Source organism: Candidatus Halobonum tyrrellensis G22 (assembly GCF_000495475.1).
GTDB classification, from domain to species: Archaea; Halobacteriota; Halobacteria; order Halobacteriales; family Haloferacaceae; genus Halobonum; species Halobonum tyrrellense.
Genome location: NZ_ASGZ01000064.1, coordinates 17,674 through 42,318 on the forward strand (window position 1 = coordinate 17,674; position 24,645 = coordinate 42,318).

Here is a 24,645-nt window from a genome sequence, read left to right on the forward strand (position 1 = left end):
TCAGTCGGCCGAGAACTTGGTGTTGAGTTCGATCACGTTCGCGGCCCGGCGCACCTGGTCCGCGAGTTCGCCGTGGAGTCGGTCGTCGGTGAACCGGCTGGTCGGGCCGGAGACGCTGACCGCGCCCAGCACCGTCTCGTCGTTCTTGACCGGCGCGGCGACGCAGCGGAGCCCGTCGATGTTCTCCTCGTTGTCGATGCCGTAGCCGCGCTCGCGGATCTCGTCGAGTTCCTCCCGGAGCGCCTCGGCGCTCGTGATCGTCTTCGCGGTCAACGGCTCGAACTCGCAGTCGTCGATGATCCGGTCGCGCTTCTCGGCGGGGAGGTGGGTGAGGATGGTCTTCCCGAGCGACGTGGAGTACATCGGCTGGTGGGTGCCGACCCGCGATGCGGTCTCGACCGCCCGGGCGCCGCGGGCCTTGTAGAGGTACGACACGCGGCCGTACTCCTCGATGCCGAACTGGGCTATCTCCTCGGTCTCGGTCGCGAGCGCCTCCACCTCCTCCGCTATCACGTCGTAGTTGCCGATCTGGGTGCGGACGTGCTCGGCCATGTCGAGGATGCGGAGGCTGAGTCGGTACCCCTCCTCGGTCGGAACGACCATCTCCTCGTCGACGAGCGTCCGGAGGTGGCTGTGGACGGTGCTCTTCGAGTAGCCGAGTTCGTCCGCGATCCCCGTCAGCGTCATCTTCTCGTCCCGCTGGAGCAGGTCCACGATCGAGAAGGCGATCTGAACGCCCCTGATCCGCCGTCCGGGTCCGTCGGGTTGCGTGTCCATACAGCGATCCCTGTCCCGCACCGACTTAACTCTGTTCCCGCTACGGGAACGTGAGATCGGCGGATATCCGGCGATACGGGGCGTCGCCGTCCGCGGTCCGTCGGCCGGAGCGCCACTGATCGCCGGACGGCCGGCGGAACCGCCGACACCGAACCCGCGACGGCCGGCGAAACTCGTTCTCGGCACGGGAACGTCCGTCGCCGCCGGCCGCGCGAATACTGCCGGAACTCGCCGGTCGGTCGGCGCGTCCGTCCGGAGACTGACACGCGTATCGGTGTCATTCTGGGTCCGGGACCGGGTGGTGTCACGTCCGGCCTGGCACCCCCTCGGGCGCGCCCGGCGGTTCGGACCCCGTGCGGCGCGGACCGACGGCCGTCGGACGAATTCCCCTCAGGGGAACGTCGGGGTGCGGCCCGACGGGGCGAGCGCTCGGGGGCCGACGCTAGGGTTTATGCCGGCCCGAGAGGTGGATCGCGTATGACGATACGGGTCACCGTCTGGAACGAGAACGTCCACGAACGCGAGGAGCCGTCGGTCGCCGAGCGCTACCCCGACGGCATCCACGGCGCCGTCGCCGACGCCGTCCGGGGGGAGAACCGTGAGGTGCGGACCGCGACGCTCGACCAACCGGACCACGGACTGGGCGGGGGGACGCTCACGGAGACCGACGTTCTGGTGTGGTGGTCCCACTGCGCGAACGACGAGGTGAGCGACGAGGTGGCCGACCGCGTGGTCGACCGGGTCCACGAGGGGATGGGGTTCGTCCCGCTCCACTCGGGGAAGAACTCCAAGCCGTTCAAACGCCTGATGGGGACGACGTGTGACATCAAGTACCGCCACGGCGGCGAACGCGAACGGGTCTGGGTCGCCGACCCCGGCCACCCCATCGCGGACGGTCTCGACGAGCAGTTCGAGATCCCGAACACGGAGACGTACGGCGAACCGTACGACGTGCCCGAACCCGACCGGACCGTCCTCGTCTCGTGGTTCGAGGGCGGCGAGGTGTTCCGGTCGGGCATCTGCTACCGGCGGGGTCGGGGCCGCATCTTCGCGTTCCGCCCGGGCCACGAGGAGTACCCCATCTTCCACCAGGAGGAGGTCAGACGCGTGGTCGACAACGCGGTGGCGTGGGCGGCACCCACCGAGGGGGCGTCCGCGCGGTACGGCGAGACCGACCCGCTCGAACCCACGGGGGAGTGAGCGTGGCGACGTACGAAGTCCGGCACGCGGAGGGACCGATACCGCTGTCGGGCGACGCCGCGGACGACGCGTGGCTGCGCGCGAACGCCGCCCACCTCGACCAGTTCTCGTGGGGGGAGTCGGGTCCCGACACCGCGGTCCGGGCGCTCCACGACGGCGAGGCGCTCTACCTCCAGTTTCTGGCCGACGACGACCGGATCCACGCCGACGTGACGGAGTTGAACGGCCCGACGTTCGAGGACAGTTCCGTCGAGTTCTTCGCCACCCCCGGCCCGGCCGGCGGGACGCGCTACCTCAACTTCGAGGCGAACTGCTGTGGCACGTTCAAACTCGGCTGGCAGGAGCCGCGGTGGCGCGAGCGCGGGGTCGGCCGCGACCTCGTCCCCCCGGGACTCGCCGACGAGATAACCGTCGAGACCTCCGAGCCGGGACCGACGCGCGACCCTCGCCCCGACGACGACGGCTGGTGGCTCGCGGCGCGGATCCCCGAGTCGACGCTCCGGTCGCTGACGGGCCGCGAGGTGACGGTCGGGTCGGGCGCGGTCTGGCGGGGCAACTTCTACCGGAGCGGCGTCCCCGACGAGCGGAAGGCGACGTGGAGTCCGCTCCCGCTGTCGACGCCGGAGTACCACTCGCCGGAGTTCTTCGGGTGGGTCGAGTTCGAGTAGGGCGGGCCGACCCTCAGACGAACTTGACGCCCACGTGTTCGAGGTCGTCGGTGTAGCGGGCGACGTTGATGACCAGCGGCGTGAGCGACTCCACCTCGGCGGCGTTCGCGAGCGGGCCGGCGTCGACCGCACCCAGTCCCTCGACACCCTCGGCCAGGTCGGCAACCCGCGCCTTCGCGTCGTCGTCGTCGCCGACGAGGGGCGTGTCGAGGTCGAACTCCTCGTCGAGGTCGGTGAGGCGGTCGGCCGAGAGGTTGGTGAACGCCGCGACCACCGGCACCCCCTCGGGCGCCGCGTCCGCGACGAGTGCCGCGACGCTGCCCGCCGACGGCGGGTGGTAGTGGAGGCCGTCGCCGTCGCCCTGCATCCCGACGGCGGGGCTGACGAGGACCGCGTCGTCGCCGACGGCGTCGCCGACCGAGTCGACGGTGTCCTCGGCGTGGTACGGCGGGACCGAGAGGATCACCACGTCCGCGCCCTCGACGGCCGTCTCGTTGTCCGCGCCCTCGATGGAGCGGTCGATGCCGCGGTCCGCGAGCGTCTCCTCGTACGCCGCCGCCGCGTCGGCCGCCTTCTCCGCGGTCCGCGACCCGACGACGAGTTCGTGGTCGGTGTCGCGGCCGAACCGGAGCGTCAGTCCCTCGCCGATGTCGCCCGTTCCGCCCACGAGTGCGATCTGCATACGTGACCCTCCGTCGTGCGGAACAAACCGGTTTCGGTCGCCCCCGGCCGCCGCGCGGATGCCCGACGGTAGCGGCGACCGGCTACCGGCCGGCGACGACGGCGACGACGGTAACGACGGCGACGGCGCCGACGACAGCGACGACGGCGACGAACGCCGCACAGTTAACTACCGCGCGGTCGAACCGGCCCGCAATGTCCTCCCGGCGGCCGAACGTCCTGTTCGTGATGACCGACCAGCAGCGGTTCGACACGGTCGGCGCGCTGGGGTACGACCACGTCGACACGCCCAACCTCGACCGTCTGGTCGACCGCGGGGTCGCCTGCACGAACGCGTACAGTAGCGCGCCGGTCTGCGTGCCCGCGCGACACAACGTCCGGACGGGCTGTGACCCGACCACGACCGGCTACCTCGGCAACGACAAGCGCCCCGCCGACCACCTCGAAGACGCCCACGGGCCGTTCCTCGCGCGCGCGATGTGCGAGCGGGGTTACCGGACGTTCGGGGTCGGGAAGTTCCACGCCCACCCCGACGGCATCGACCTGGGGTACGACCGGCGGCTGACCGGCGACGACTACGCGGCGTACGCCGAGTCGGTCGGCGTCGACCCGTCGGCCGACACCGGCCGGCTGGCGGCGACGAACTTCCTGCCGCAGTCGTCCGGGATCCCGCCCGAACACCGCCGGATGGCGTGGATCGCCGACGAGACCGAGGCGGAACTCCGACGGGAGGACGACCGCCCGTTCTTCGGGCTGGTCTCCTTCTCGAAACCCCACCCCGCGTGGAACCCCTCGCCGCCGTTCGACGACTACTACGACCCCGACGACGCGCCCGACCCGATACGCGGCGAGCGGACGGTCGACCACGCCGACGAGAAGGTGCCCGCCCAGAACCACCACTTCTGGAAGGCGCGCGACGACGACACGGGCCTCCACACGACGCGGGTGGCGCGCGCACACTACTACGGGCTGGTGACCCAACTCGACCGCGAGGTGGGACGCGTCCTCGACGCCGTCGAGGCGCGCGACGACGCCGCGAACACGCTGGTCTGTTTCTTCTCCGACCACGGCGAACTCCTCGGCGACCACCGCGGCTGGGGGAAGACATCGTTCTTCGAGCAGTCGACGCGCGTCCCGTTCCTCCTGAGTTGGCCCGCCGAACTGGAGGCGGGTCGCCGCTACGACGGCCTCGTCTCGCTGACCGACCTGTTCGGGATAGCGACGACCGCCGCCGGAGCGGGGGAACTCCGCGACGGGGCGGACCTGCTCGGCGCGCTGACCGGGACGGCACCGCCGCGCGAGCGGCTGGTCGGCTGTCACGAGACGCCCCGCGAGACGGACGCGTTCTCCATCCCGCACAACGCCACGGCGATGGTCCGCGAGGACGACTGGAAGTACGTCTACGCGGTCGACGGCGGCCGCGAGCAGCTGTTCGACCTCGGCTCGGACCCCCGCGAGACGGCCGACCTCTCGGCCGACCGGCCGGCGGTCGTCGACCGACTCCGGGGGGCGCTGGTCGAGCATCTCCGCGGGAGCGCGGCGGCGCGTCTCCTCGACGGCGACGGCCTCCTGTCGACTCCCTACGAACGGATCGACATGGGCCGGTACCACCCCGAGACGTACGGGCCGTTCGCCGAGTGACGGCGGGACGGGCGCAGTGAACGCGGAGAGGCGAGCGGACGCGGTGACGTGGACGCAGGAGCGAATGCAGTGACGGCGACGCGCGAGCGGATCCGGCGACGTGCGGGGCGAAGGATGACGAACTATTATGTACTCGCTCCACCGAGGCGACAGCGTACGCAATGAAGTTCGGAATCTTCCCCATCGAAGGGGGCGACACCTGGGAGGGCGTGGTCGAACAGTGTCAAGTGGCCGAGAACGTCGGCTTCGAGACCTGCTGGGTCAACGACCACCAGGCGACCGAGGGGGACAACTACTGGCCGTCGCCGCTGACGAGACTCACCAGCATCGCGACGGGCACCGAGGAGCTCGAACTCGTCACGTCGGTCCTGATCCTCCCGCTGTACCACCCGCTCCACGTGGCACAGCGCGCGGCGATGCTCGACAACATCTCCGACGGGCGGCTCACCCTCGGCGTGGGGCTGGGCTACGTCGAAAAGGAGTTCGGGGCGTTCGGCGTCCCGATGGACGAACGCGCCGGCCGGCTGATCGAGGGGATCCAGTTCATCGACGAGTTCCTCTCCTCGGAGGAGCCCATCTCGTACGACTGCCCGTTCTTCGAGGTGGAAGACTGGCAGCCGCTCCCGCAGACCATCCAGAAGCCGCGGCCGCCGCTGTGGATCGGCGGGTGGGGGGACAAACAGCTCTCCCGCTCCGTGAAGTTCTCCGACGCGTGGGTGCCGGGCGTCGTCGCCGACTTGGAGGCGGTGGAGGTCCGTAAGGAGAAACAGCGCGACATGGTCGAAGACAGCGACCAGAACTGGGACGAGATGGACCACCCGCTGATGCGCGAGGCGGTCATCGCCGAGACGGAGGAGGAGGTCATGGAGCGCAAGGAGTACGTCCACCGGACGTACCTCGACGAGTACGGCGGCGAGTTCTCCCACCCGCTGATGACAGCCGACTCCGTCGAGGACTTCGAGGAACTCGCGGACGACCGGTTCGTCTACGGCACGCCCGAGCAGGTGGTCGAACAGATCGAGGACATGCGAGACCGGTTCGCGCTCGACCAGTTGACCCTGCGGTTCCACCACTCGGGGATGCCCAAGGAGATGGTCGAAGACCAGATCCGGCTGTTCGGCGACGAGGTCATCCCGGAGTTCAACTGAGCGGCCGCCGCGCTCGCCGTTTTCGGGCGCGACGCGGTCGAGACCGGCCGACGGACCCGAGTCGGGCGGCGCTTCCGACCCCGGCCGGGGGTCGGATCGCGGTGTTACTCGGCGAGACGCTCGCGGAGCGCGTCGTCCATCGCCTCGACGGGCGCGTCGACGCCCGTCCACGTCTCGAACGCCTCGACGCCCTGAAAGAGCAGCATCCACGCGCCGTCGATGGTCTCGGCGCCGGCGTCGGCGGCGTCACGGAGGAATCGCGTTTCGAGCGGCGTGTACACCGCGTCGAACGCCACCTGGTCGGCGTGCCACGCGTCGGCGGGCGCGACCGACTCGTCGGACTCCAGCCCGACGCTGGTGGCGTTGGCGACCACGTCCGCGTCGGCCATCAGGTCGGGCAGGTCGTCGAGTCCGTGCCCGCTCGCGCCGGGCACGTCGTCGGCCAGGGCGTGCGCCTTCGACTCGGTGCGGTTGGCGACCGCCACCTCGGCGCCCGCCTCCTCGAACCCGAACGCGAGCGCGCGGGCGGCCCCGCCCGCACCGACGACGACGGTCCGCGCGCCGTCGAGGCTCACGTCGTGGTGGTCGAACGCGCGGACCGCCCCCGAGAGGTCGTAGTTGTGGCCGGTCGGCGGGTCGGTTGCGAAGTCGACGGTGTTGACCGCGCCGACGCGGCGCGCCCGGTCGTCGGGTTCGGAGAACTCCAGGGCGTCGCCCTTGAACGGGAGCGTGACGGTCAGGCCGTCGACTCCGAGCGCCTCGGCGCCGGCGAACGCCTCCCCGATCCGGTCGGGGTCGGCCTCGAAGGTGACGAACGCGGCGTCGATCCCTCGTTCCTCGAAGGCGGCCTCGTGCATCGGCGGCGACAGCGAGTGCTCGACGGGGTTCCCGATGATGCCGTAGACGTCCATACCGGTACCCGTTCGCGGGCAGGGGCAAAACGACTTCGGTGCGCCGGACTCCCGCGGCGACGCTCGGGGGAGAAACCGGCCGCCGGAACTCCGGTCGGGGGACATACGCTTATCACCCCGTCGGCCACAGGATCGGGTATGGTCGAACAGCGATCACTCGCGGAGTTGCTGCCGACGGTCGCCGACTACACGCTCGAACTCGACTTCGAGGAGTTCATCCAGGGCGAGCGGCCGATGGTGTTGCGCGGCCTGCTGGCGACGGACGACGACGACCACACGGCGGTCGCCGAGCGGTACGTCGACCGGGCGGTCCGCTCGCAGTCGAGCAAGGGTCAGATGGCGTACGGCTCCATCGACGTCGTCCCCGAGTGGGACGAACACCGGGTGTTCCGCCCGGTGCCCGACGCGGGCGCTGTGGCGTACCTCGCGCTCGACGTGTACGAGGACGGCGGTCCCGACTTCTACCTCGACGCGTGCCGCCGGCAGTTCGAGTACTTCCACGAGGACGCCCCCCGGACCGAGGACGGCGGCCTCTCGCACCACATCGACGGCGTCGAACTCTGGATCGACGCCATCTACATGATGTGTCCGTTCATGGCGCGGTACGGGCGGATCACGGACACCCCCGAGGCGATAGACGAGGCGCTCGACCAGATACTCGTCCACGCCGATCGGCTCCGTGACCCCCACTCGGACCTCTACCGGCACATCTGGCGGGAGACGCCCAACAGCTTCCCCGACGGGTCGCTGTGGCTCCGGGGCAACGGCTGGTTCGCGGCGGGCCTTCTCGACACCCTCCGGTACGTCCCCGACGACCACCCCGACCGCGACCGGGTGGAGGAGCTCCTCGTCGACCACCTCGAGAGCATGGCGGGCTACCAGGACCGCAGCGGTTTCTGGCACCACCTGATCGACGACCCGAGCATGTACCTCGAAACCTCCGGCACGCTCCAGTACGCGTACGCGTTCGCCGAGGCGGTCGAGCGGGACCTCCTCGACGACGACTACCTCGAACACGCCGAACGCGCCGTCGGCGCCGCCAAGACCGTCGTCACCGACGACGGCGCGGTCCAGCGGAACGCCGCGATGCCCGGCGGTCCCGAGGCGCCACAGGCGGTCAACCTCTACGGACAGGGCTGGTTCCTGATCGCGGGGACCCGGCTCCTCGACTCTGACGTCGACGCCTGAGGGCGCGATAGCGGTCGAACCCGAGGTTCGCCCGGACGGGTCGAACGGACCCGGTTCCGCGAGGGACGTGGAGTCGAACGGACCCGGACTCCGGGACGCGACCCGATGCTAGTGTTCCGGAGTGACGACGCGGACGCCGACGCGCTCTGACGGTCCGAGACGACCGGCGAGCGGCCTCCGCCGGGGAGCACGTCCACCGCTGGTTCGCGCCGCCGCCGTCGGACCACTGCACCACGTTCGCGCCGTCGGCCGTCGAGGCGCCGTCGACGAAGCGTCCGGGGCTGGCAGCGACCGGGCGCGAGTGTTCTCACGACGTTGATGGGTTCGGCGACGTCACAGCGATCGGAGACGAGCGCGGCGGGCCGACGGTTCTACCGGGTCGGGTCGCGGACCACCACGTCCCGGTCGGACCGCCGTGCGATCCGCGCAGGTGGGTGTGGCCGATGGCGGACGCGAGGGGTTCGACGCTGCGCCCGCCGTCGAGTTCGACCCGGACGGGTTCGTGCCCGAGACTCCGGTTCTCGTCGACGACGACGACCCGCGTCACGTCCCGTCGCTCGCCGCACGCGCCACAGACCGCTCGGACCACTGCGTCACGCCGTCGACCTCACCGGGGCCGTCGGCTCACTCGACGGACTCGGCGTCGGACTCGGACCGGAGGCGGGAGCCGAGAGGAACGTTCGGATTCGTCGTCGGAGACGGCGTCGGAGCCGTGTTCGGCGTCGGTCGCGCTCTCACCGTTCATAGCCGGAGGGAGACGCGGAACGGGCATGGACGCTCCGTCCGTACCGAGGGAGGGGGCGCTCCCATCTCGGCCGGCGCGGGCCGCCCGCGCCGCCGGCCCGCCCTCCCGGACGAGTCCGCCCGCGCCGAGCCGACGTATCGGGCGAGTAGTATACTACGCTATCTTACGTTACGTTCCTCCGACCGGTCGTCGAGGAGTTGGACCGGGTGGCGGCTCTCGCGGTCGAGCAGGTGGTCGAGTTGGTCGAGACACGACGTCCCGCTGGCGACGACGGTCCGGTCTTCGGTGTCGTCGGCCGTGAACTGCGCCGCGAGTTCCTCGCCCGCGGCCACGCTCACCTCGTAGTAGTCGCGCTTGTAGCCGAAACTCCCCGCCATCCCGCAACACTCCACGTCGGAGGTGGCCACGTCGAACCCGCGGCGTTCGAGCACCGCCGTCGTGTACGCGTCCCCGCCGAGCGTGCGTTGCTGGCAGTGGCCGTGGTAGGCGACGCGCTCGCCCGCCCCCTCCGCGAGCGCGTCGGCGCTCGCGCCGTTCTCCAGTAAGCCGTACACGTACTCCAGCACCTCGTAGCTGTTCGCGCGCAGGCGGTCGTGCCTCTCCGCGGGCAGCAGTCGCTCGTACTCGCGTTCGAACAGCGCGTGGTCGCTGGGTTCGATGACCACCACCTCCCGCCCGTCGTCGACGTGCGGGAGGAGCGCGTCCGTGACGCGTTCGGCGTGGTCGCGCGCCGTCGCGATCATCCCCTGTGAGAGCGGCGCCCGACCGCTCGACGGTGCCGGCGGCACCACCACGTCGACGCCGAGCGCTTCGAGCACTCTCACCGCCGCCTTCCCGCGTTCGACCTGGACGTGGTTGGTGTACAGGTCGGGGTACAGCACCGCGCGCCGGACGGGGTCGTCGACGGTCGCGTCGCGGTCGGCGAACCACTCCACGAGCGTCTCGCGCTCGAAGGAGGGGAGCTCCCGCCGGGGGTCGATGCCGAGCACCCGGTCCATCGCCCGGCGGGCGAGTCCCGTGTCGGCGACCCAGTTCGACAGCGGCGCGGTCGCGCTCCCCAGTTTCGCGACCGTCTCGAAGTTGCCGAAGAACCGCTTGCCGAGCGGCGGCGACCCGCCGTCGTCGTCCTCCCGGCCCTCCGCGTCGGGGGTCAGCCCGTCGACGAGGAAGTCGAACCGCTCCCCGTCCGACCGGTTGATCCGGTCGCGGACCACCGTGTTGATCCACGGGATGTCGATCCCCACCGGACAGGCGTTCACACACCGAGTGCAGCCGGTACAGAGGTCGTTGAACTCCGCGGCGGTGTCGAGTCCCTCGATGCCCGTCTCCCACCCGGTGGCGATGCCGCCCGAGTACGTCTCGCCGCCGAACGCGTGCCCACCGACCTCCTGGAAGTTGGCACACGAGTTCGAACACGCCGAACACCGGATGCAGTAGAGCGTCTCCTTCAACTCCTCGTCGTCGCGCATCGCCATCCGACCGTTGTCGATGAGGACCAGGTGGAACTCGCGGTCCGCGTCGAGTTCCGACAGCGGCGTCTCGTCGTCGGCGAAGTCGACCGTCGGCGTCCCCACCGGCGGGGTCAGAAGCGAGACGTACGACGTGATGTCCTGTCCGGTCCCGGAGCGGCCGATGAGTTCGACGAAGGGGCGGAGGTCCTCGACGCTGGGGACCACCTTCTCGACGCCCGCGACGGCGATCTGAGTGTCCGTCCCCGCGACCGTCTTGCGCGCGTTGCCCTCGCTGGTCACGAGCGCGAGCGTCCCCGTGTCGGCCGTGATGAAGTTCGCGCCGGTCATCCCCACCTCGGCGTCGTCGACCAACTCGCCGAGGTGGTCGCGGGCGAACCGGGTCAACTCCTCGGCGGTCTCTAAGGGTTCCTCGGGGTCGAACCGTTCGTTGAACAGGTCGGCGATCGCCTCCCGCGACTTGTGGATCGCGGGGGCGACGATGTGGGAGGGCGCCTCGTCGGCCACCTGCAGAACCCACTCGCCGAGGTCGGTCTCGACCACGTCGACGCCGTCGGCTTCAAGCGCGTCGTTCACCTCTATCTCCTCGGAGGTCATCGACTTGCTCTTCGCCACCCGGGAGGCGCCGCGGTCGGCGACCACCTCCCGGACGTACCGGTTGGCGTCGTCGGCGTCGTCGGCGACGTACACGGTGCCGCCGTTCGACTCGATGGTCGTCCGCAACTGGTCGACCAGCGCGGGGAGGCGCTCGATGGCGTCCTCCTTTATCGTGCGCGCCTCCGTCTTCAACTGCTCGTAGTCGGGGAGCCGCGCCGTCGACTCGTAGCGTCCCCGGTTGAACCCCCGGGTGTTCACGCCGACCGCCTCGCCCTCGCTCGACATGATCTCGCGGAGTTCGGCCGCGTCGGTCATCGGTCGTCGCCTCCGCGCTCCGTGCCGGATTCGTCCCCCGTCGTCTCGTCGCTCCCGTCTCCTGCTCGCTCCGCTCCCCCGTCTCCTCGTTCGACGAGGACCACGCGAACGTCGCTCGGGCCGTGCGCCCCGCGGACGAGCGCGCCCATGTCGGCGGTCGCGCTCGGCCCGGTGGCGACGATGGCGCTCAACCCGTCGGCGCGGATGGTCTCGCCGAACCGGTCGAACGCCGCCTCCATCCCCGGCAGTACGTCCCGGGCGTCGACGACCGCGACGTGTCTGTCGACGTAGAGGCTCACGAGTTCCGTCCCGTCCGCGGCCGACGGGATCACGACCGAACCGTAGTCGGCGACGGCGAACGCGCCGGTCGTCACTCCGGTGTGGGCCGCCTTCAGTTCGGCTGGCGTCGGGTCGACCGTCACGTCGGTTCCGGCGAGCGAGACGCCCGCGCCGTCGAGCGACACGCCGACCGCCGGGCTTCCGAGGTGGGGGGCGAGCGCCTCGTCGAACCCCTCGGGGGGCGTGCGCTCGACCGGAACGTCGAGCGACCCGAGCGACGAGACGAGCGTCTCCACCGGCGTTGCGGACATGGACTCCCCTACCGGACGGGGCGGCATGTACGTTACGGATACACACGCAGCCGACCGGTCGGTCGACCCGACCGACGGCCGCCCCGGTCGGCGGTCGCCCGCGCCCGCGTGCACGTGCGCGGTCCTCGTCCTCGGGCGCTACGCCACGCCGACGTGTTCGCGGAACGACCGCCCGAGGAGCCACTCGCGGTCGGCCGCCGACAGCGTCTCGACGTGCCGGAGCCAGTGGCGCGCCTCGCCGTACGTCGCCACGTCGCTGACGTTGGGGTAGTCCGACCCCCAGACGACGCGCTCGCGGCCGAACTGTTCGAGGAACCACCGGACGTGGTCGTGCATGTCGGCGTACGGGAACCCCTCCTCCGACCGGTGGACCACCTCGGAGACCTTGACCGCGGCGTTGTCGTACGCCGCGACGTCTTCGAACCGCGCGAGCGTCCCCTCGTCGAGCGGCACCCCGGGACCGGCGTGCGCGAAGTGGTCGAACAGGTACGTCAACTCGGGGTACGCGTCGAGGAGGTCGAGCGCCTGGTCGAGTTGGCGGTGGTCACAGAGTATCTGGACGGCCGCGTCCGTCTCGACGGCGGCGTCCCAGAACTCCGTCTCCTCGACGGCGTCGCGGAGCCACGTCACGCCCGGGTCGAACGTCTCCCACATCCGGTCGTACGGACAGGCGGCGCCGAGGCGGACGCCGACGACGCCGTCGACCGCCATGCACTCGCGGAGGCGGTCGGCCGCGCCGTCGGCGAACGGGTCGACCATCACGACTCCGTACAGCCGGTCGCTCGACTCGACCGCCTCCAGCGTGTAGCTGTTGTCCCGCCAGTCGCAGATGGGGTAGCCGACGACCACCGCCTCGTCGACCCCGTTGCGGTCCATGTCGCCCAGCAGGCGGTCGGCCGTGTACACCGCGGACACGTCGAACCCGTCGACGGCGGCGGCGATAGCCCCGTTGACCCACGGGCGGTCCGGACTCGGCGGTCCCCACGCGTGTGTGTGTGTATCGAGCACCATCGCTCCCACCGAGGGGTGAGCGGCTACTAAAGCTTGCCCGGCCGCGAGTAGAACTAAGCCGGCCCGCGCCGAACGGTCGGCGATGGCTCGGATAGCGTTCCACCTGGAGATCACGGACGGACAGCGCGAGGCGTACCGCGACGAACACGAGAGCGTCCCCGAGGCGCTCGAAGCCGCGTATCTCGACTCGGGTGCGGGGCTGGAGACCTACTCGGTGTTCGAGTCCGACGGCCACGTCTTCGGGTTCATGGAGGTCGACGACCCCGAGCGGATCCGCGAGGTGATGGCGGAGAGCGACGCGCAAGCCGAGTGGGACGAGGTGATGGACCCGATCCTCGAACCGGTCGACGGCGACAACCAGTGGATGGACGAGGTGTACCGGATGGTCTGAGCGGGGAGCTGCGGCGGAGGGAGCGAGGGCCGGGTCGGCGTGTTCGGCGACCCGCGAGTGCGCTACTCGTCTTCGGCGACGACCGGGTTCGAGAGCGTGCCGATACCCTCGATCTCGATCTCCACCTCGTCGCCCGGTTCGAGCAGTTCCGGCGGGTCGCTGAACACGCCGACGCCGCCGGGCGTCCCCGTCGAGATGACGTCGCCCGGCCGGAGCGTGGTGAACCCGCTGATGTACTCGACGACCTCCTCGACGCCGAAGATGAACTCCTCGGTGTTCGAGTCCTGTCGGGTCTCGCCGTTGACCCGGCACGCCACGTCGAGGTTCCCGGGGTCGAGATACTCGTCGGGGACGAGCGTCGGACCCATCGGCGCGAACGTGTCGTAGCTCTTCCCGCGGAAGTACTGCCCGTCGTCGAACTGGGCGTCGCGGCCGCTCACGTCGTTGACGCCCGTGTAGCCCGCGACGTACTCGCGGGCCTCGTCGGCCGAGACGTCCTTGGCGGTCCGACCGATCACGATCCCCAACTCCACCTCGTAGTCGACCTCCTCCAGTTCGGCGGGGTGGACGATCGGGTCCTCGGGGTTGGTGACCGATGTGCTCGCCTTCGAGAACAGCAGCGGGCTGTCGGGGATCTCCTCGTCCTGTTCTTCGGCGTGGTCGTGGTAGTTAAGACCCACGCAGACGATCTTGCTCGGCCGCGGAACCGGCGCGAGCAGGCGCGCCTCCTCGGTCGGGACCGTGCGTGCGCCCGCCGCCTCGACGGCGTCCTCGACGACGCGGAGGAAGCCGGGGCTGGACAGTTGTTCGTACGAGACCTCCTCGCGGAGGCCGGCGAGCGAGACGACTTCGTCGTCGCGGCGGACGCCCCACTCGGGTGCGCCGCCAGTGGTGTACCGAACCAGTTGCATGGTGTCTCCCCATGCTACTGCCGGGGTGGTAACTGTTGTGTTCCGCCCCACCGCCGCGGCGCCCGGGGTCCGGCCCGCGGCGGGCGCCGCACCGCTCACGAGTAGGTGAGGTTGACCTCGATCACGTTCGAGGTCCGGAGGACGAGTTCGGGAATCTCCTCGGTGAAGCGGTGCTCGCGCATCCGGCTCTCGGGTCCCGAGACGCTCACGGCGGCGATGGCGCGCCCGTCGTCGTCGGTGATCGGCGCGGCGACACACCGCATCCCCTTCACCCGCTCGGCGTCGTCGTAGGCGTACCCGCGCTCGCGGACCGCGTCGAGTTCCTCGAACAGGTCGTCGCGGTCGGTGATCGTGTTCTCGGTCACCGGCGGGAGACCGTGGCGGTCGACGATCGCATCCACCTCCTCGCGCGGGCGGTGGGCCATGATCGACTTGCCGAGCGCCGCGGTCTGGAGCGGCACCCGCATGCCCGCGTGGGTGTCGAGTTGGACGGCGTCGTCGCCGCGCGCCTTGTAGAGGAACACGCCAAGACCGTGTTCCTCGATCATCAGGTTGGCGTGCTCGCCGGTCTGGTCGGCCAAGTCGTCGACCTCCGGCCGCGCGATCCGGAACGGCTTGGTGCGCGCGCGCGCCTGTTCGCCGAGTTGGAGGAAGCGCGTCCCCACGTGGTACTCCCCACCCTCCTTGACGAGGTACTCCTCGGCTTCGAGCGTGCGGAGGTAGTCGTGGACGGTGCTGGTCGGTCGGTCCAACCGTTCGGCCACCTCCGAGACGCCCGCCCCGTCGAGTTCCCGAAGCGTCTCGACCACCTCGAACGAGACTTTCGCCGCGTTGATCGGGCCTGGCATACCCGCCCCCACGTGTTGCCGGAAGAAAAGCGTTTCCGATATAGTCGGATTCCCGCCCGAACACCGTCGATCCGCCCCACGACCGGCGGTCCGCTCACGCGAACTGCGGCATCACCTCGTCGGCGAACAGTTCCATCCCCTCGAAACCGGGGAAGTCGACGAACCAGCCTTGGAACTTGGTGACGCCCGCGTCGACCCGACGTTCGATGGCCTCGGCGCACTCCTCGGGCGTCCCCATCACGAAGTACTCGCGGGCGTCCGCTTCCGTCCGAATGGGCGCTTGGTCCTGGTACTCCTCCTCGAACTGGATCGGGAGCATCAGGTCCAAGAGACGGTCGAGTTCCGCCTCGTCGCGCGTACAGATCACGTGGCCGTCCCACGAGTACTCGATGTCGTCGGGGTCGCGCCCCACGGTCTCGCAGTGCTCCTCGATCACGCCGATCTTCCGCCTCAGGGTCTCGACGTCGCCGTTGAACACGTCGGTGTTCCACACGTCGGCGTGTTTGGCGACGAGTTTGAGCGTCACCTCCTCGCCCTGCCCGCCCACCAGGATCGGCGGGTGGGGATCCTGTACGGGCGCGGGCGCGCACGCGGCGTCCTCGATCCGGTAGCGGTCGCCGTCGAAACTCGCGCCGTCGGGACCCGCCTCCCACATCCGCTTCATCAGGCGGATCGACTCGTCGAGTCGCATCAACCGCTCGAACCCGTCGCGGTACTCCCAGCCGTACGCCTCGTACTCGGGTTCGTGCCAGCCCGCGCCCAAGCCGAGTTCGAGTCGGCCCTCGGAGACCACGTCGAGCGTCGCGGCCATCTTCGCGACCAGCGCGGGGTTGCGGTAGTCGTTACACAGCACGAGCGACCCGAGGTTGATGTCGTCGGTGAACCCCGCCATCGCCGACAGCAGGGTCCAACACTCGTACTCCGCGCGGTCGCGACCGAGCATCAGGTGGTCGGGCGCCCACGCCGCGTCGAAGCCGAGTTCCTCCGCCTTCTCGATGCCCGCCCGCGTCGTCTCCCAGTCGAGCGCCTCGTACTCGGGGGTGTCGCGGTGGACCGGTTCGTCGTCGCCCTCGTCGGGTGCGCCCGCGAAGACGGGCACGTTGTACTCGAAGCTGATCTCTGATTCGCTCATCTTACTCGTGTGCGAAGTGGTCGAGCGCCTCGCGGTTGAGTTCCGAACTCAGCCCCACGCCGTCGGGGAGTTGGATGACCCCGTCTTCGGCGTTCGGCGGGTTCGCGTAGATGGCGTCGGCGTACGTCGACTCCTTCTCCTCGCGTTGCTCGGTGTACCACTCGGGGATCGGGAAGTACTCCGCCATCGGCGCGTTGGTCGACCCCGCGATGAAGTGGAGGTGCGGGTTCGTCCCCGAGTGGGGGACCACCGGCACGTCGTGCGTGCTCGCGAGCGCGTCGATCTTCAGGAGTTCGGTCAGGCCGCCACAGCGGTGGACGTCGGGTTGGAGGATGTCCACGGCGTCGCGTTCGAGCAGGTCCTCGTGGCCCCACCGGGTGAACTCGTGTTCCCCGCCCGAGATGGGCATCGGCGCCGCCTCCCGCACCGCGGCGTAGCCGTCGATGTCGTCGGGGATGACCGGCTCCTCGACCCACTCCATGTCGTACGGCTCCAGCCTGTCGAGCATCTTCTTGGCGTACCGGACGGTCCACCCCATGTACGCGTCGCCCGCGATCCCGATCTCGTCGCCCACCGCGTCGCGGACGGTCTTTACGATCTCCTCGTTCTCCTTCATCCCCCGCCGGCCCGCCTCGGGACCGTGGCGGAACCGGAGCTTCATCGTCTCGAACCCGGCGTCGGCGTACTCCTGCGCCTCCCGCTCTAACGTCTCCGTGTCGACGGGGTGGAGGTTGCTCGCGTACGCGGGGATCTCGTCTTTCGTGGGACCGCCGAGGAGTTCGTACACCGGCTTGCCGGCTTCCTTGCCCGCGATGTCCCACAGCGCGCAGTCGACCGCACTGATCGCTTCGATGGCCGCGCCCTTCCGGCCGAACGGGATGGTCGCGCGGTACATGATGTCCCAGAGGCGTTCGCGCTCCTGGGGGTCCTCGCCGACGACGAGTTTCGAGAGCGTCTCGTCGACGATGGTGGCGATGGCGCCGGTCGCCCAGTTGCCGTGGCCCACGCCCGTAACTCCGGCGTCGGTCTCGACTTCGACGACCACGTCACCCACCGGGCCCATCCACTTCCGGCGGGCCTGCTCGTTGTCGCCGTCGGCGTTGTTGTACTCGTCGTACTGGCTCATCACGGTGACGAGCGGGAACTCGACGAACTCGCCCCACGACTCGGTGCTCACTTCGGTTGCGGATATGTCGGTGATCTCCATCGTGTCTCGGGTCGAACCCCGTTGGTCACGAAAGCGGCGAACAGCGACTTAACTCTTTGTAGATGATGGACTCCCGAGATACTCGACGACCGCACGGCGGCCGCGTCGGGGCGGGTCGAATCTTCCGACATGCTCGGAGCGATCCGTTCGCCGAAGCGAAATTCGAGCGCCCGTTCCGGCCCCACACCCGCCCTCGCGGCCGGGAACCGGCGAAGAACCGCACGTCAGCCTCGTCCGCCCCGCAGTCGCGGCTGTCGACGGCCCGGAGCGGCCTCGGCCCGCTCTCACACCGTCCGACAGAGTCGGAAACCCGACTCGAACGCCTCGTCCACCCCGATACCCGTCGATCTGAAGTCCAGACTCCCGGTCGCGGGGATTACGGTGGTACGCGTGTAATCCGCAGCATTTGCCGGTTCGACCCGGCGTGAGCGTGGATGTATGGCTCTTTGGGCCGATCCGGCCGACGGCGGACCCCCTGTCCAGATCGGTCCGACATCGTCGGATAATCGTCCGGCAGTGCCGTCCGGTCGTTCTCCGCGTCGCTCCGCGGCCGGACTGCGACTCGAGATCGGATCTGCGCACGCCCGACGGACGACGGATCGACCGAGTTAGCCCCGGAAATGCCGGAGTTCGGCAGGTCTGGCTTACTCCCAAGATTATTAACCACCGGTTCCGTACGGAGGGTGAGACGGCTTGCGGAGAGCCTCCCAGAAACCCATGAAAGCAATCGTTCAGACCGGACCCCGCTCCGTCGAGACGCAGGAACGGGCGGTGCCGACCCCGGCGACGGATGAGGTGCTCGTGAAAGTCCACACGGCCGGGCTATGCGGAAGCGACGCCCACGCGTACAAGTACGACGGCGGCTACGAGTGGATCCAGATACCCCGCGTCGTCGGCCACGAGTACTCGGGCGAGGTGGTCGACGTCGGCGCGGACGTCGAGGGGTTCACCGAGGGCGACAAAGTCATCGAGGAGCCCATCCACCACTGCGGCCGCTGCTTCCAGTGTAAGAACGGCCAGCCCAACGTGTGTCAGAACTTCTCGATCACGGGGATGCACCGCGACGGCGCGTACGCGGAGTTCGTCGCGGTCGGCGCCGACCACCTCCACGCCGTCCCCGACGGGGTGCCGCTCCACCAGGCGGCGATCACCGAACCGACCAGCATCGCCACCCGCGCGGTGCTCACCCGGTCGGGAACGAACCCCGGCGACAACGTCCTCGTCGAGGGGCCCGGTCCGATCGGCGTGCTCGTCGCCGCCGTCGCGGACTCGCTGGGGGCGAACGTCGTGGTGTCGGGACTCGACCGCGACGCGGAGTACCGCCTCCCGCTGGTCGAGGACCTCGGTATCGAGACGGTCAACGCGGCGGTCGAGGGGGCCATCGCCGACCGCGCGGAGTCGATGACCGACGGTATCGGCTTCGACGTGGTGTTCGACTCGACGGGCCACCACTCGGGCATCTCGACGGGGATCGACTACGTGCGGAAGGGCGGGGAGATCGTCGTCGTCGGCATCCCCAACCAGGCGAGCGAGGCGGACCTCGCGCCGGTCGTCCGCGGCGAGGTGGACGTCAACGGCTCGTACGGGTCGACGTGGACCAACTTCGAGCAGGCGCTCCGGCTGATGGAGCGCGGGGAGATAGCCGTCGACCGGATCGTCGACACCTCCTACAGCGTCGACGACCCCACCGCGGCGTTCGACGCGTTCCTCGACTCGCGGACCTGCAAGCCCGTCTTCCAGTTCGACGGGTGAGCCGGCCGGTCGGCCCGCCCGGAACGCGAGTTCCGCGCCGCTGATCCATCTATACTATTACATAATTATTATAGTGCCTCTTTCTGACGATACTGATGTATGGCCGACAGTGACAGCCGCAGCCGGCGGGACGTACAGGCGGACGAAGCGAGCGCCGAGAGGACGTGGTCGGGCGACGTCGACGCGAACGGTCACGCGCTCGGGAACCTCGGGGCGGTCGAGGTCGACCGGGTGTACACGGCCGCCCGCGAGGCGGACGTGGTGGTGTGGAAGGACGACGACGGCACGTTCTACGCGGACGGCCGCGACGGCCCGGTCGCCGAGGGCGAGCGCGTGCTCCCCGTCGCGCAGGCGGCGGTCGACAGCCTCTCGGAGGGGCGGAGCTCGGCCGAGAAAGTACTCGTCGCCTCGCCCGGCGAGGTGACCGCGGCGGACGAACCGCTCGACCTGCCGAGCTACACGACGCTCGACGCGCCGGTCACGCTCACCGGCACCGAGGGGGCGCCGCTCGTCGTGCAGGCGACCGGCGCCGAACACGTGACCGTCGAGTCGCTCTCCGTCGAGGGACCCGCCGGCGGGATGCGCTTTACGAGCTGTTCGAACCTCCGGATCGGCGACGTGAACCTGGTCGGCGTGACCGGCGACGGCATCCGGATCGACGGCCGCGGGGACGCCCCGCGGACGACCGACGTACAGATCGACCAGGTGTACGTCGAGGGGAACGGCCACCACGGCGTCGAGACGTACGGCGTCGACCGGATCCAGATCGACCAGGTGATCGGGGTCGACCCGGCGAGCTGTGTCGTCCTGCTCAACGACACGACCGACGCCACGGTCAACAGCGTCGTCGGGCGGGAGCCGGGCGTCCCGCCGGGCTACGCGACGTTCCGCGTGGCCAACGGCGCCCACGACGTGACCGTCGGGGAGGTGGTGAGCCGGGGCGGCGCCCGCGGTATCTTCGGCGTCTCGGAGTGTTACGACGTGACCATCGGCGAGGTGAACGTCGTCGGCGCGCGGGACCAGGGGATCTTGATCCAGAACTGCCAGAACTTCACCGTTGAGGGCGGCGTCGTCAAGAACACCGACGCCGACGCGGTCCGCGTCGACTCCCGGAACGACGGCGAGCAGATCCCCGCGGAGGGCGTCTCGATCAGCAACCTCCGCGTGGTCGACGACCGCGACGACCCCGCCCAGACGTGGGCCATCCTCGAAACCGGGCCCGCCTGTAACCACAACCGGTTCGTGAACAACGACGTCCGCGGCGGCGGCACCGACGGGCTGATCGGCGTCTTCTCGAACTCGACGGTCGTCCGCGGCAACGTCGGCGGCGGCTTCGCCGACGGGACGACGACGCTGACGACGGGCGCGTCGCCGGCCGCCCGCGTCGAGGGGATATCCGAGTTCGACGACCGCACCATCCCCGGTAGCGTCGACGAACTGGAGGAGTTCGAGCAGTCGGCGTTCGAGACGCGCGCGGAGCCGACGGACGCGCCCGACGCGAGTTACGCCTGGGAGACGTTCTACGAGTGGGACGCCGACGCGGGCGCGTGGGACCTCGTCTTCGAGTGGCGGGTCGACCCCGGCACCGACCTCGAACTCGACTACGTGGTCGACAAGGTTCGCTGAGCGGGCGCGGCCGGTCGGCCCGTCGTCGCGTTCGGTCGGCCGGCTCCCACCTACACAATTATTATGTATATTCGCTCGAAGAGTACAGGAGCATGCCACCAAGCGACAGCCGCGAGCCGCGGAGCGGACGCGACGGCGACGACCGGTCGGGACTCACGCGCCGGTCGACGCTGGCGTTGCTCGGCGCCGCCGGGTTAGCGAGCGGGCGAGTGTCCGGCGCGCCCGGGACCGCCGAGGCGAACGGGACCACGACCGACGACGGCGCGACCGGGAACGTCGAGACGACGTGGAGCGGCGACGTCGACGCGAACGGTCACGACCTGTGGGACCTCGGCGCCGTCGAGGCGGACCGCGTGTACGCGTCCGCACGGGACGCCGACGTAGTGGTCTGGAGCGACGTCGAGGGGACGTTCTACGCTGACGGCCGGGACGGCCCGGTCGCCAGCGGCTCAGACCCCATCGCCGTGATCCAGGCGGCGGTCGACAGCCTCTCGGAGGGGCGGACCTCGAACGAGCGGGTGCTGGTCGCCTCGCCCGCGACGGTCGGGCAGGACGCCGACTTCCCGATTCAGCTCCCGAGTTACACGACGCTCGACGTACCCGCGGGCATCCACGTCGAGGGGGAACCCGACGAGGAGAGCGCGGTGGTGGTCCGGGCGACGGACGCCGACTCGGTCGAGCTACCCAGCCTCACCGTCACCGGCTACCCCAACTTCTGCGTGTGGATCCAGAGCTGTTCGAACGTCCGCCTCGGCGACGTCTCGATCCGACACGCCGAGGACGCGCTGTCGAACACCGTAGTCAGGATCGACGACTTCGGCGAGACCGGGCGGACGACCGACGTGCAGGTCGACCAAGTGTACGTCGAGGAGGGCGGCCACCACGCGTTCGAGACGTACGGCGTCGACCGGATCCAAGTCGACCAGGTGACCGGCGTCAACCCCGACGGCTGTGTCGTCCTGCTCAACGACACGACCGACGCGACGGTCAACAGCGTCGTCGGGCGCGAACCCGGGGTTCCCGCGGGCTACGCGACGTTCCGCGTGGCCAACGGCACACACGACGTGACGGTCGGCGAGGTGGTGAGCCGGGGCGGCGCCCGCGGTATCTTCGGCGTCTCGGAGTGTTACGACGTGACCATCGGCGAGGTGAACGTCGTCGGCGCCGAGAACGGCGTTCTCGTCCAGAACTGCCGGAACTTCGCCATCGAGGGCGGCGTCGTCAAGAACTCCGGCGGCGACGGCGTCCGGGTCGACACGCGCGACGACGGCGAGCAGATCCCCGCGGAGGGCGTCTCGATCAGCAACCTCCGCGTGACCGACGACCGCGAGGAGCCACAGCAGGCGTACGGCATCCGCGAGACCGGCCCCCGCACGAACCACAACCGGTTCGTGAACAACGACCTCCGCGGCGCGGGGACGGAAGCCGCCCTCGCGGTGTTCGCCGACTCGACGGTCGTCCGCGACAACGTCGGCGCGGGCGTCGCCGACGGGAGCGTGACGCTCCGCCCCGGTCGGTCGCCCGCCGCGCGGGTCGCGGGCGTGAGCGACCTGCCGGGGGTCTCGCCGGAGGTCCGCGCGGAACCCGTCGACGCGCCCGACGCGAACTACGCGTGGGACCACTACTTCGCGTGGGACGGCGACGCGGGCGCGTGGGACCTCCACTTCGAGTGGCGGACCGACCCCGGCGCGCCGGTCGAGGTGTCGTACGTCGTCGACCGGAGCGACGCGGGCGCGCCCGGGACGCTGGAGGTGCCCGCGCGGTTCTACCAGGTGGACTTCGTGGCGGGCGAACCCATCGAGGAACTCGGCGAGGAGGGGCTGTACGCCGAGCAGGACCGGCTGATGCGGTTCGCGTTCGGGTCGGTCGAGGAGGGCATCACGGAGAAGGACACCGCGTGGCCGAGCGCGGAACTACGGGACTGTCTCGACTACGGTCACATCCGCGAACACGACGACGGCACCGCCTCGGTCACGTTCACCGTCGCCGACGACTGCGAGGAGGTGACGCTCTCGCTCGCCACCTACTCGCTGCCCGGCGAGGAGTTCTCGGCGGACACCGCCGACGAACAGGAACTCCTCGGGGCGACGACCGAGACGTACGGACCGGGCGAGCACACCATCTCCCTCGACCTGCCGAGCGGGGAGTGAGCCGCGCCGGGGGTCACGGTTCGACCCTGCCGGCCGCCGGTCGCGCGGACCCGCCGGAGTGCGGGACCCCTCGGGGCCGCCGGGGTCAGTCGAGTTCGTCGGCGCGCGGAAGCGCGTCGAGGTCCGCGGGCACGTCGACGAGGTAGACGTCGCTCCCGTCGCCGCCGCGGGCACTGTCGAAGACGACGGTCGACCCGTCGGGACTCAGCCGCGAGTGGGGGTGGGCGTCGTCGTCACCCGCCCACCCGTGGCCGGCGAGTTTCCGGGGAGTGTCGTACGCGTTCTCGCTCTCGTCCCACGCCCACAGCAGGAGGTACGGTACGCCGCGGTCGACGTACGTGCCGTCGCCGACGACCAACTCGCGGGTGTTGCTGTGGAAGTGGGTGTAGATGTCCGGCGCGGGCGCCTCCCGGCGGTCGGTGTCGTCGTACCGCACCTGCCCGAAGAACGCGTCCGGGTCGTCGCGGGTGCCGCGCCAGCCGTGGTAGCCGACGGTCTCGCCGTCGGCCAGCCAGTACTCGTGGCCGACCGCCTCGTCCGGCCCGGTCGGGCGGACGCGCCACGTCTCGTCGGTCGAGAGATCGAGCGCCCACACCCGGTCCACCTGCTCCCACGGTCCCTCCTCGCAGTAGGTGACGAGGTCGGGTCGGGTCGGCGAGGCGTTGACGTGGTTGAGCCACCGGTCGTCGTCGACGTGGACGGTCGGGTCGCCGCCGTCGGTCGGCACCGACACCACCTGCGAGTGGGGGCCGGCCGCCATCCGGCGTTCGATCCAGTCCTCGCGGTCGCCGTCGCCGCGGTCGACCCCGAGTTCCGCGTCGGTCGCCGACAGCGCGGTCACGACCCGGTCGCCGTCGGCGGTCGCCGCGAGGTGGCTCCCGCCGTAGCCGTCGGGGAGGTCGTACAGCGCGGTCACCGTCAGCGTCTCCAGGTCGACCGAGCAGAGGCGGTCGTCGTGCCAGACGTACGCGACCGGCTCGGAGGCGCACCGCGTCACGCCCGAGACGCGGCCGGGGAGGTCGGTCACCTGCGTGAGCGTCCCCGTCCGGAGGTCGGCCGAGTGGAGGTCGAGCGTCCCGTCGCCGCGGTCCGACAGGAACAGCAGCCGTCGGCCGCCGTCGTACCAGCCCGGTTCGGTGAAGTAGAGGTGGCTGTCCTCCCCGGGACCGGCGGTGAGACGCGTCACGCGCGCTCCCGTCTCGGGGTCGTCGTACCGCTCGGACTCGGACGGCCGCTCGCGCCCGGCGTCGGGTCCCTGCTGGGTCTCGGGGGGCATCTACCGTCCCATCCGCGAGCGAGCGGAAAAAGCGCTCGCCCCGCGCGCGGCGCTCCCCGACACGTAGCAACACTTGTGAGGGAGGAGCGTCTCGGCGTACCCATGGCCGACGTGTCGTTCGTGGACGTGCTGTGCGACTTCCGGAGACACCTCCGCTACCTCTTCATGATCTCCGTGCTCTCCATCGTGGTCCTCCTCGCGTCGCTCGTGTACGTCGACCCCGGGTCGGGCGGGTACGTCCTCGCGGTCGTCCAACTCGTCTCGTTCGGCGTCGTCCTCGTCCTGTCGGGCGGCGGGATGGTCGTCTGCGGGCGGCGGGCGGAGTAGGTCAACCCCGACGATCGTTCCCCTAATAAAGGATACAATAGGTATATACGTGTGTACGTGTACACCCAGGTAGCGGCAATGAGT

At 70.1% G+C, this 24,645-nt stretch carries 21 protein-coding genes and 1 pseudogene; 10 read left to right on the top strand and 12 right to left on the bottom strand.

Annotated elements, in window-relative coordinates:
• On the bottom strand, positions 1-777 hold the full coding sequence (locus K933_RS15605) for an IclR family transcriptional regulator (protein ID WP_023395718.1): 777 nt from the start codon (positions 775-777) through the stop codon (positions 1-3).
• A 477-nt stretch (positions 778-1,254) separates the two neighbouring features.
• Between K933_RS15605 and K933_RS15610 the strand changes: the two genes are divergently transcribed.
• Both K933_RS15610 and K933_RS15615 read left to right on the top strand, forming a co-directional pair.
• The gene (locus tag K933_RS15610) at positions 1,255-1,977 is read left to right on the top strand and encodes a ThuA domain-containing protein (RefSeq protein ID WP_023395719.1); all 723 of its coding nucleotides are present in this window, start codon (positions 1,255-1,257) and stop codon (positions 1,975-1,977) included.
• A 2-nt stretch (positions 1,978-1,979) separates the two neighbouring features.
• Positions 1,980-2,645 (top strand): carbohydrate-binding family 9-like protein, encoded by a 666-nt coding sequence (locus K933_RS15615; RefSeq protein WP_049947956.1) that lies wholly within the window; start codon positions 1,980-1,982, stop codon positions 2,643-2,645.
• Between the two features lie 13 nt (positions 2,646-2,658).
• On the opposite strand, the gene npdG is transcribed toward K933_RS15615, so the two are convergent.
• Complete coding sequence (gene npdG, locus K933_RS15620; RefSeq protein WP_023395721.1) at positions 2,659-3,327, bottom strand: NADPH-dependent F420 reductase; 669 nt, start codon at positions 3,325-3,327, stop codon at positions 2,659-2,661.
• Between the two features lie 194 nt (positions 3,328-3,521).
• Here npdG and K933_RS15625 point away from each other — a divergent pair, with 194 nt between their 5' ends.
• Together K933_RS15625 and K933_RS15630 are read left to right on the top strand one after the other, a co-directional pair.
• Positions 3,522-4,967: a sulfatase family protein gene (locus K933_RS15625; RefSeq protein WP_023395722.1), complete on the top strand. Its 1,446-nt coding sequence runs from the start codon at positions 3,522-3,524 to the stop codon at positions 4,965-4,967.
• A gap of 161 nt (positions 4,968-5,128) precedes the next feature.
• On the top strand, positions 5,129-6,115 hold the full coding sequence (locus tag K933_RS15630) for an LLM class flavin-dependent oxidoreductase (RefSeq protein ID WP_023395723.1): 987 nt from the start codon (positions 5,129-5,131) through the stop codon (positions 6,113-6,115).
• 104 nt (positions 6,116-6,219) lie between these two features.
• Here K933_RS15630 and aroE read toward each other — a convergent pair whose 3' ends face one another.
• The gene (gene aroE / locus K933_RS15635; RefSeq protein WP_023395724.1) at positions 6,220-7,026 is read right to left on the bottom strand and encodes a shikimate dehydrogenase; all 807 of its coding nucleotides are present in this window, start codon (positions 7,024-7,026) and stop codon (positions 6,220-6,222) included.
• Positions 7,027-7,164: 138 nt separating this feature from the next.
• Here aroE and K933_RS15640 point away from each other — a divergent pair, with 138 nt between their 5' ends.
• Positions 7,165-8,214 (top strand): glycoside hydrolase family 88/105 protein, encoded by a 1,050-nt coding sequence (locus K933_RS15640; protein WP_023395725.1) that lies wholly within the window; start codon positions 7,165-7,167, stop codon positions 8,212-8,214.
• A gap of 175 nt (positions 8,215-8,389) precedes the next feature.
• Here the strand turns inward: K933_RS15640 and K933_RS19500 are convergent.
• From K933_RS19500 to K933_RS15660, 4 genes and pseudogenes are all read right to left on the bottom strand, one after another.
• Positions 8,390-8,482, bottom strand: a pseudogene (locus K933_RS19500) (RICIN domain-containing protein); the annotation flags it as partial.
• 635 nt (positions 8,483-9,117) lie between these two features.
• Positions 9,118-11,340: an LUD domain-containing protein gene (locus tag K933_RS15650; RefSeq protein WP_023395727.1), complete on the bottom strand. Its 2,223-nt coding sequence runs from the start codon at positions 11,338-11,340 to the stop codon at positions 9,118-9,120.
• Complete coding sequence (locus K933_RS15655; RefSeq protein WP_023395728.1) at positions 11,337-11,930, bottom strand: LUD domain-containing protein; 594 nt, start codon at positions 11,928-11,930, stop codon at positions 11,337-11,339. Before K933_RS15655 ends, K933_RS15650 begins: the two co-directional genes overlap by 4 nt.
• A gap of 138 nt (positions 11,931-12,068) precedes the next feature.
• On the bottom strand, positions 12,069-12,938 hold the full coding sequence (locus K933_RS15660; RefSeq protein ID WP_049947958.1) for an amidohydrolase family protein: 870 nt from the start codon (positions 12,936-12,938) through the stop codon (positions 12,069-12,071).
• A gap of 85 nt (positions 12,939-13,023) precedes the next feature.
• On the opposite strand from K933_RS15660, the gene K933_RS15665 reads away from it, so the two are divergent.
• The gene (locus K933_RS15665; RefSeq protein WP_023395730.1) at positions 13,024-13,332 is read left to right on the top strand and encodes an L-rhamnose mutarotase; all 309 of its coding nucleotides are present in this window, start codon (positions 13,024-13,026) and stop codon (positions 13,330-13,332) included.
• A gap of 62 nt (positions 13,333-13,394) precedes the next feature.
• On the opposite strand, the gene K933_RS15670 is transcribed toward K933_RS15665, so the two are convergent.
• The 4 genes from K933_RS15670 to K933_RS15685 form a co-directional block, all read right to left on the bottom strand.
• Positions 13,395-14,243: a fumarylacetoacetate hydrolase family protein gene (locus K933_RS15670; protein ID WP_023395731.1), complete on the bottom strand. Its 849-nt coding sequence runs from the start codon at positions 14,241-14,243 to the stop codon at positions 13,395-13,397.
• Between the two features lie 95 nt (positions 14,244-14,338).
• A complete protein-coding gene (locus K933_RS15675) occupies positions 14,339-15,091 on the bottom strand; it encodes an IclR family transcriptional regulator (protein ID WP_023395732.1) in 753 nt (250 codons plus the stop codon).
• Positions 15,092-15,185: 94 nt separating this feature from the next.
• Positions 15,186-16,223 (bottom strand): LLM class flavin-dependent oxidoreductase, encoded by a 1,038-nt coding sequence (locus tag K933_RS15680; protein ID WP_023395733.1) that lies wholly within the window; start codon positions 16,221-16,223, stop codon positions 15,186-15,188.
• A gap of 1 nt (position 16,224) precedes the next feature.
• Entirely contained in the window at positions 16,225-17,430 is a 1,206-nt protein-coding gene (locus tag K933_RS15685) for an enolase C-terminal domain-like protein (RefSeq protein WP_023395734.1), read from the bottom strand.
• A 717-nt stretch (positions 17,431-18,147) separates the two neighbouring features.
• On the opposite strand from K933_RS15685, the gene K933_RS15690 reads away from it, so the two are divergent.
• From K933_RS15690 to K933_RS15700, 3 genes are all read left to right on the top strand, one after another.
• Positions 18,148-19,182: a zinc-dependent alcohol dehydrogenase gene (locus K933_RS15690; RefSeq protein ID WP_023395735.1), complete on the top strand. Its 1,035-nt coding sequence runs from the start codon at positions 18,148-18,150 to the stop codon at positions 19,180-19,182.
• Positions 19,183-19,281: 99 nt separating this feature from the next.
• On the top strand, positions 19,282-20,808 hold the full coding sequence (locus K933_RS15695) for a right-handed parallel beta-helix repeat-containing protein (protein ID WP_023395736.1): 1,527 nt from the start codon (positions 19,282-19,284) through the stop codon (positions 20,806-20,808).
• 92 nt (positions 20,809-20,900) lie between these two features.
• Complete coding sequence (locus tag K933_RS15700; protein ID WP_023395737.1) at positions 20,901-22,958, top strand: right-handed parallel beta-helix repeat-containing protein; 2,058 nt, start codon at positions 20,901-20,903, stop codon at positions 22,956-22,958.
• An 85-nt stretch (positions 22,959-23,043) separates the two neighbouring features.
• Here K933_RS15700 and K933_RS15705 read toward each other — a convergent pair whose 3' ends face one another.
• Positions 23,044-24,234 (bottom strand): oligogalacturonate lyase family protein, encoded by a 1,191-nt coding sequence (locus K933_RS15705; protein ID WP_023395738.1) that lies wholly within the window; start codon positions 24,232-24,234, stop codon positions 23,044-23,046.
• Between the two features lie 102 nt (positions 24,235-24,336).
• Here K933_RS15705 and K933_RS15710 point away from each other — a divergent pair, with 102 nt between their 5' ends.
• Positions 24,337-24,561 (top strand): hypothetical protein, encoded by a 225-nt coding sequence (locus tag K933_RS15710; protein WP_023395739.1) that lies wholly within the window; start codon positions 24,337-24,339, stop codon positions 24,559-24,561.
• The last annotated feature ends 84 nt before the right edge of the window (positions 24,562-24,645 follow it).

What these genes read in the sequence shown, in the direction of transcription:
- K933_RS15605 (WP_023395718.1), bottom strand. Translation starts at nt 777, where the DNA reads ATGGACACGCAACCCGACGGACCCGGACGGCGGATCAGGGGCGTTCAG.
- K933_RS15610 (WP_023395719.1), top strand. Translation starts at nt 1,255, where the DNA reads ATGACGATACGGGTCACCGTCTGGAACGAGAACGTCCACGAACGCGAG.
- npdG (WP_023395721.1), bottom strand. Translation starts at nt 3,327, where the DNA reads ATGCAGATCGCACTCGTGGGCGGAACGGGCGACATCGGCGAGGGACTG.
- K933_RS15625 (WP_023395722.1), top strand. Translation starts at nt 3,522, where the DNA reads ATGTCCTCCCGGCGGCCGAACGTCCTGTTCGTGATGACCGACCAGCAG.
- K933_RS15630 (WP_023395723.1), top strand. Translation starts at nt 5,129, where the DNA reads ATGAAGTTCGGAATCTTCCCCATCGAAGGGGGCGACACCTGGGAGGGC.
- aroE (WP_023395724.1), bottom strand. Translation starts at nt 7,026, where the DNA reads ATGGACGTCTACGGCATCATCGGGAACCCCGTCGAGCACTCGCTGTCG.
- K933_RS15640 (WP_023395725.1), top strand. Translation starts at nt 7,165, where the DNA reads ATGGTCGAACAGCGATCACTCGCGGAGTTGCTGCCGACGGTCGCCGAC.
- K933_RS15650 (WP_023395727.1), bottom strand. Translation starts at nt 11,340, where the DNA reads ATGACCGACGCGGCCGAACTCCGCGAGATCATGTCGAGCGAGGGCGAG.
- K933_RS15655 (WP_023395728.1), bottom strand. Translation starts at nt 11,930, where the DNA reads ATGTCCGCAACGCCGGTGGAGACGCTCGTCTCGTCGCTCGGGTCGCTC.
- K933_RS15665 (WP_023395730.1), top strand. Translation starts at nt 13,024, where the DNA reads ATGGCTCGGATAGCGTTCCACCTGGAGATCACGGACGGACAGCGCGAG.
- K933_RS15670 (WP_023395731.1), bottom strand. Translation starts at nt 14,243, where the DNA reads ATGCAACTGGTTCGGTACACCACTGGCGGCGCACCCGAGTGGGGCGTC.
- K933_RS15675 (WP_023395732.1), bottom strand. Translation starts at nt 15,091, where the DNA reads ATGCCAGGCCCGATCAACGCGGCGAAAGTCTCGTTCGAGGTGGTCGAG.
- K933_RS15680 (WP_023395733.1), bottom strand. Translation starts at nt 16,223, where the DNA reads ATGAGCGAATCAGAGATCAGCTTCGAGTACAACGTGCCCGTCTTCGCG.
- K933_RS15685 (WP_023395734.1), bottom strand. Translation starts at nt 17,430, where the DNA reads ATGGAGATCACCGACATATCCGCAACCGAAGTGAGCACCGAGTCGTGG.
- K933_RS15690 (WP_023395735.1), top strand. Translation starts at nt 18,148, where the DNA reads ATGAAAGCAATCGTTCAGACCGGACCCCGCTCCGTCGAGACGCAGGAA.
- K933_RS15695 (WP_023395736.1), top strand. Translation starts at nt 19,282, where the DNA reads ATGGCCGACAGTGACAGCCGCAGCCGGCGGGACGTACAGGCGGACGAA.
- K933_RS15700 (WP_023395737.1), top strand. Translation starts at nt 20,901, where the DNA reads ATGCCACCAAGCGACAGCCGCGAGCCGCGGAGCGGACGCGACGGCGAC.
- K933_RS15705 (WP_023395738.1), bottom strand. Translation starts at nt 24,234, where the DNA reads ATGCCCCCCGAGACCCAGCAGGGACCCGACGCCGGGCGCGAGCGGCCG.
- K933_RS15710 (WP_023395739.1), top strand. Translation starts at nt 24,337, where the DNA reads ATGGCCGACGTGTCGTTCGTGGACGTGCTGTGCGACTTCCGGAGACAC.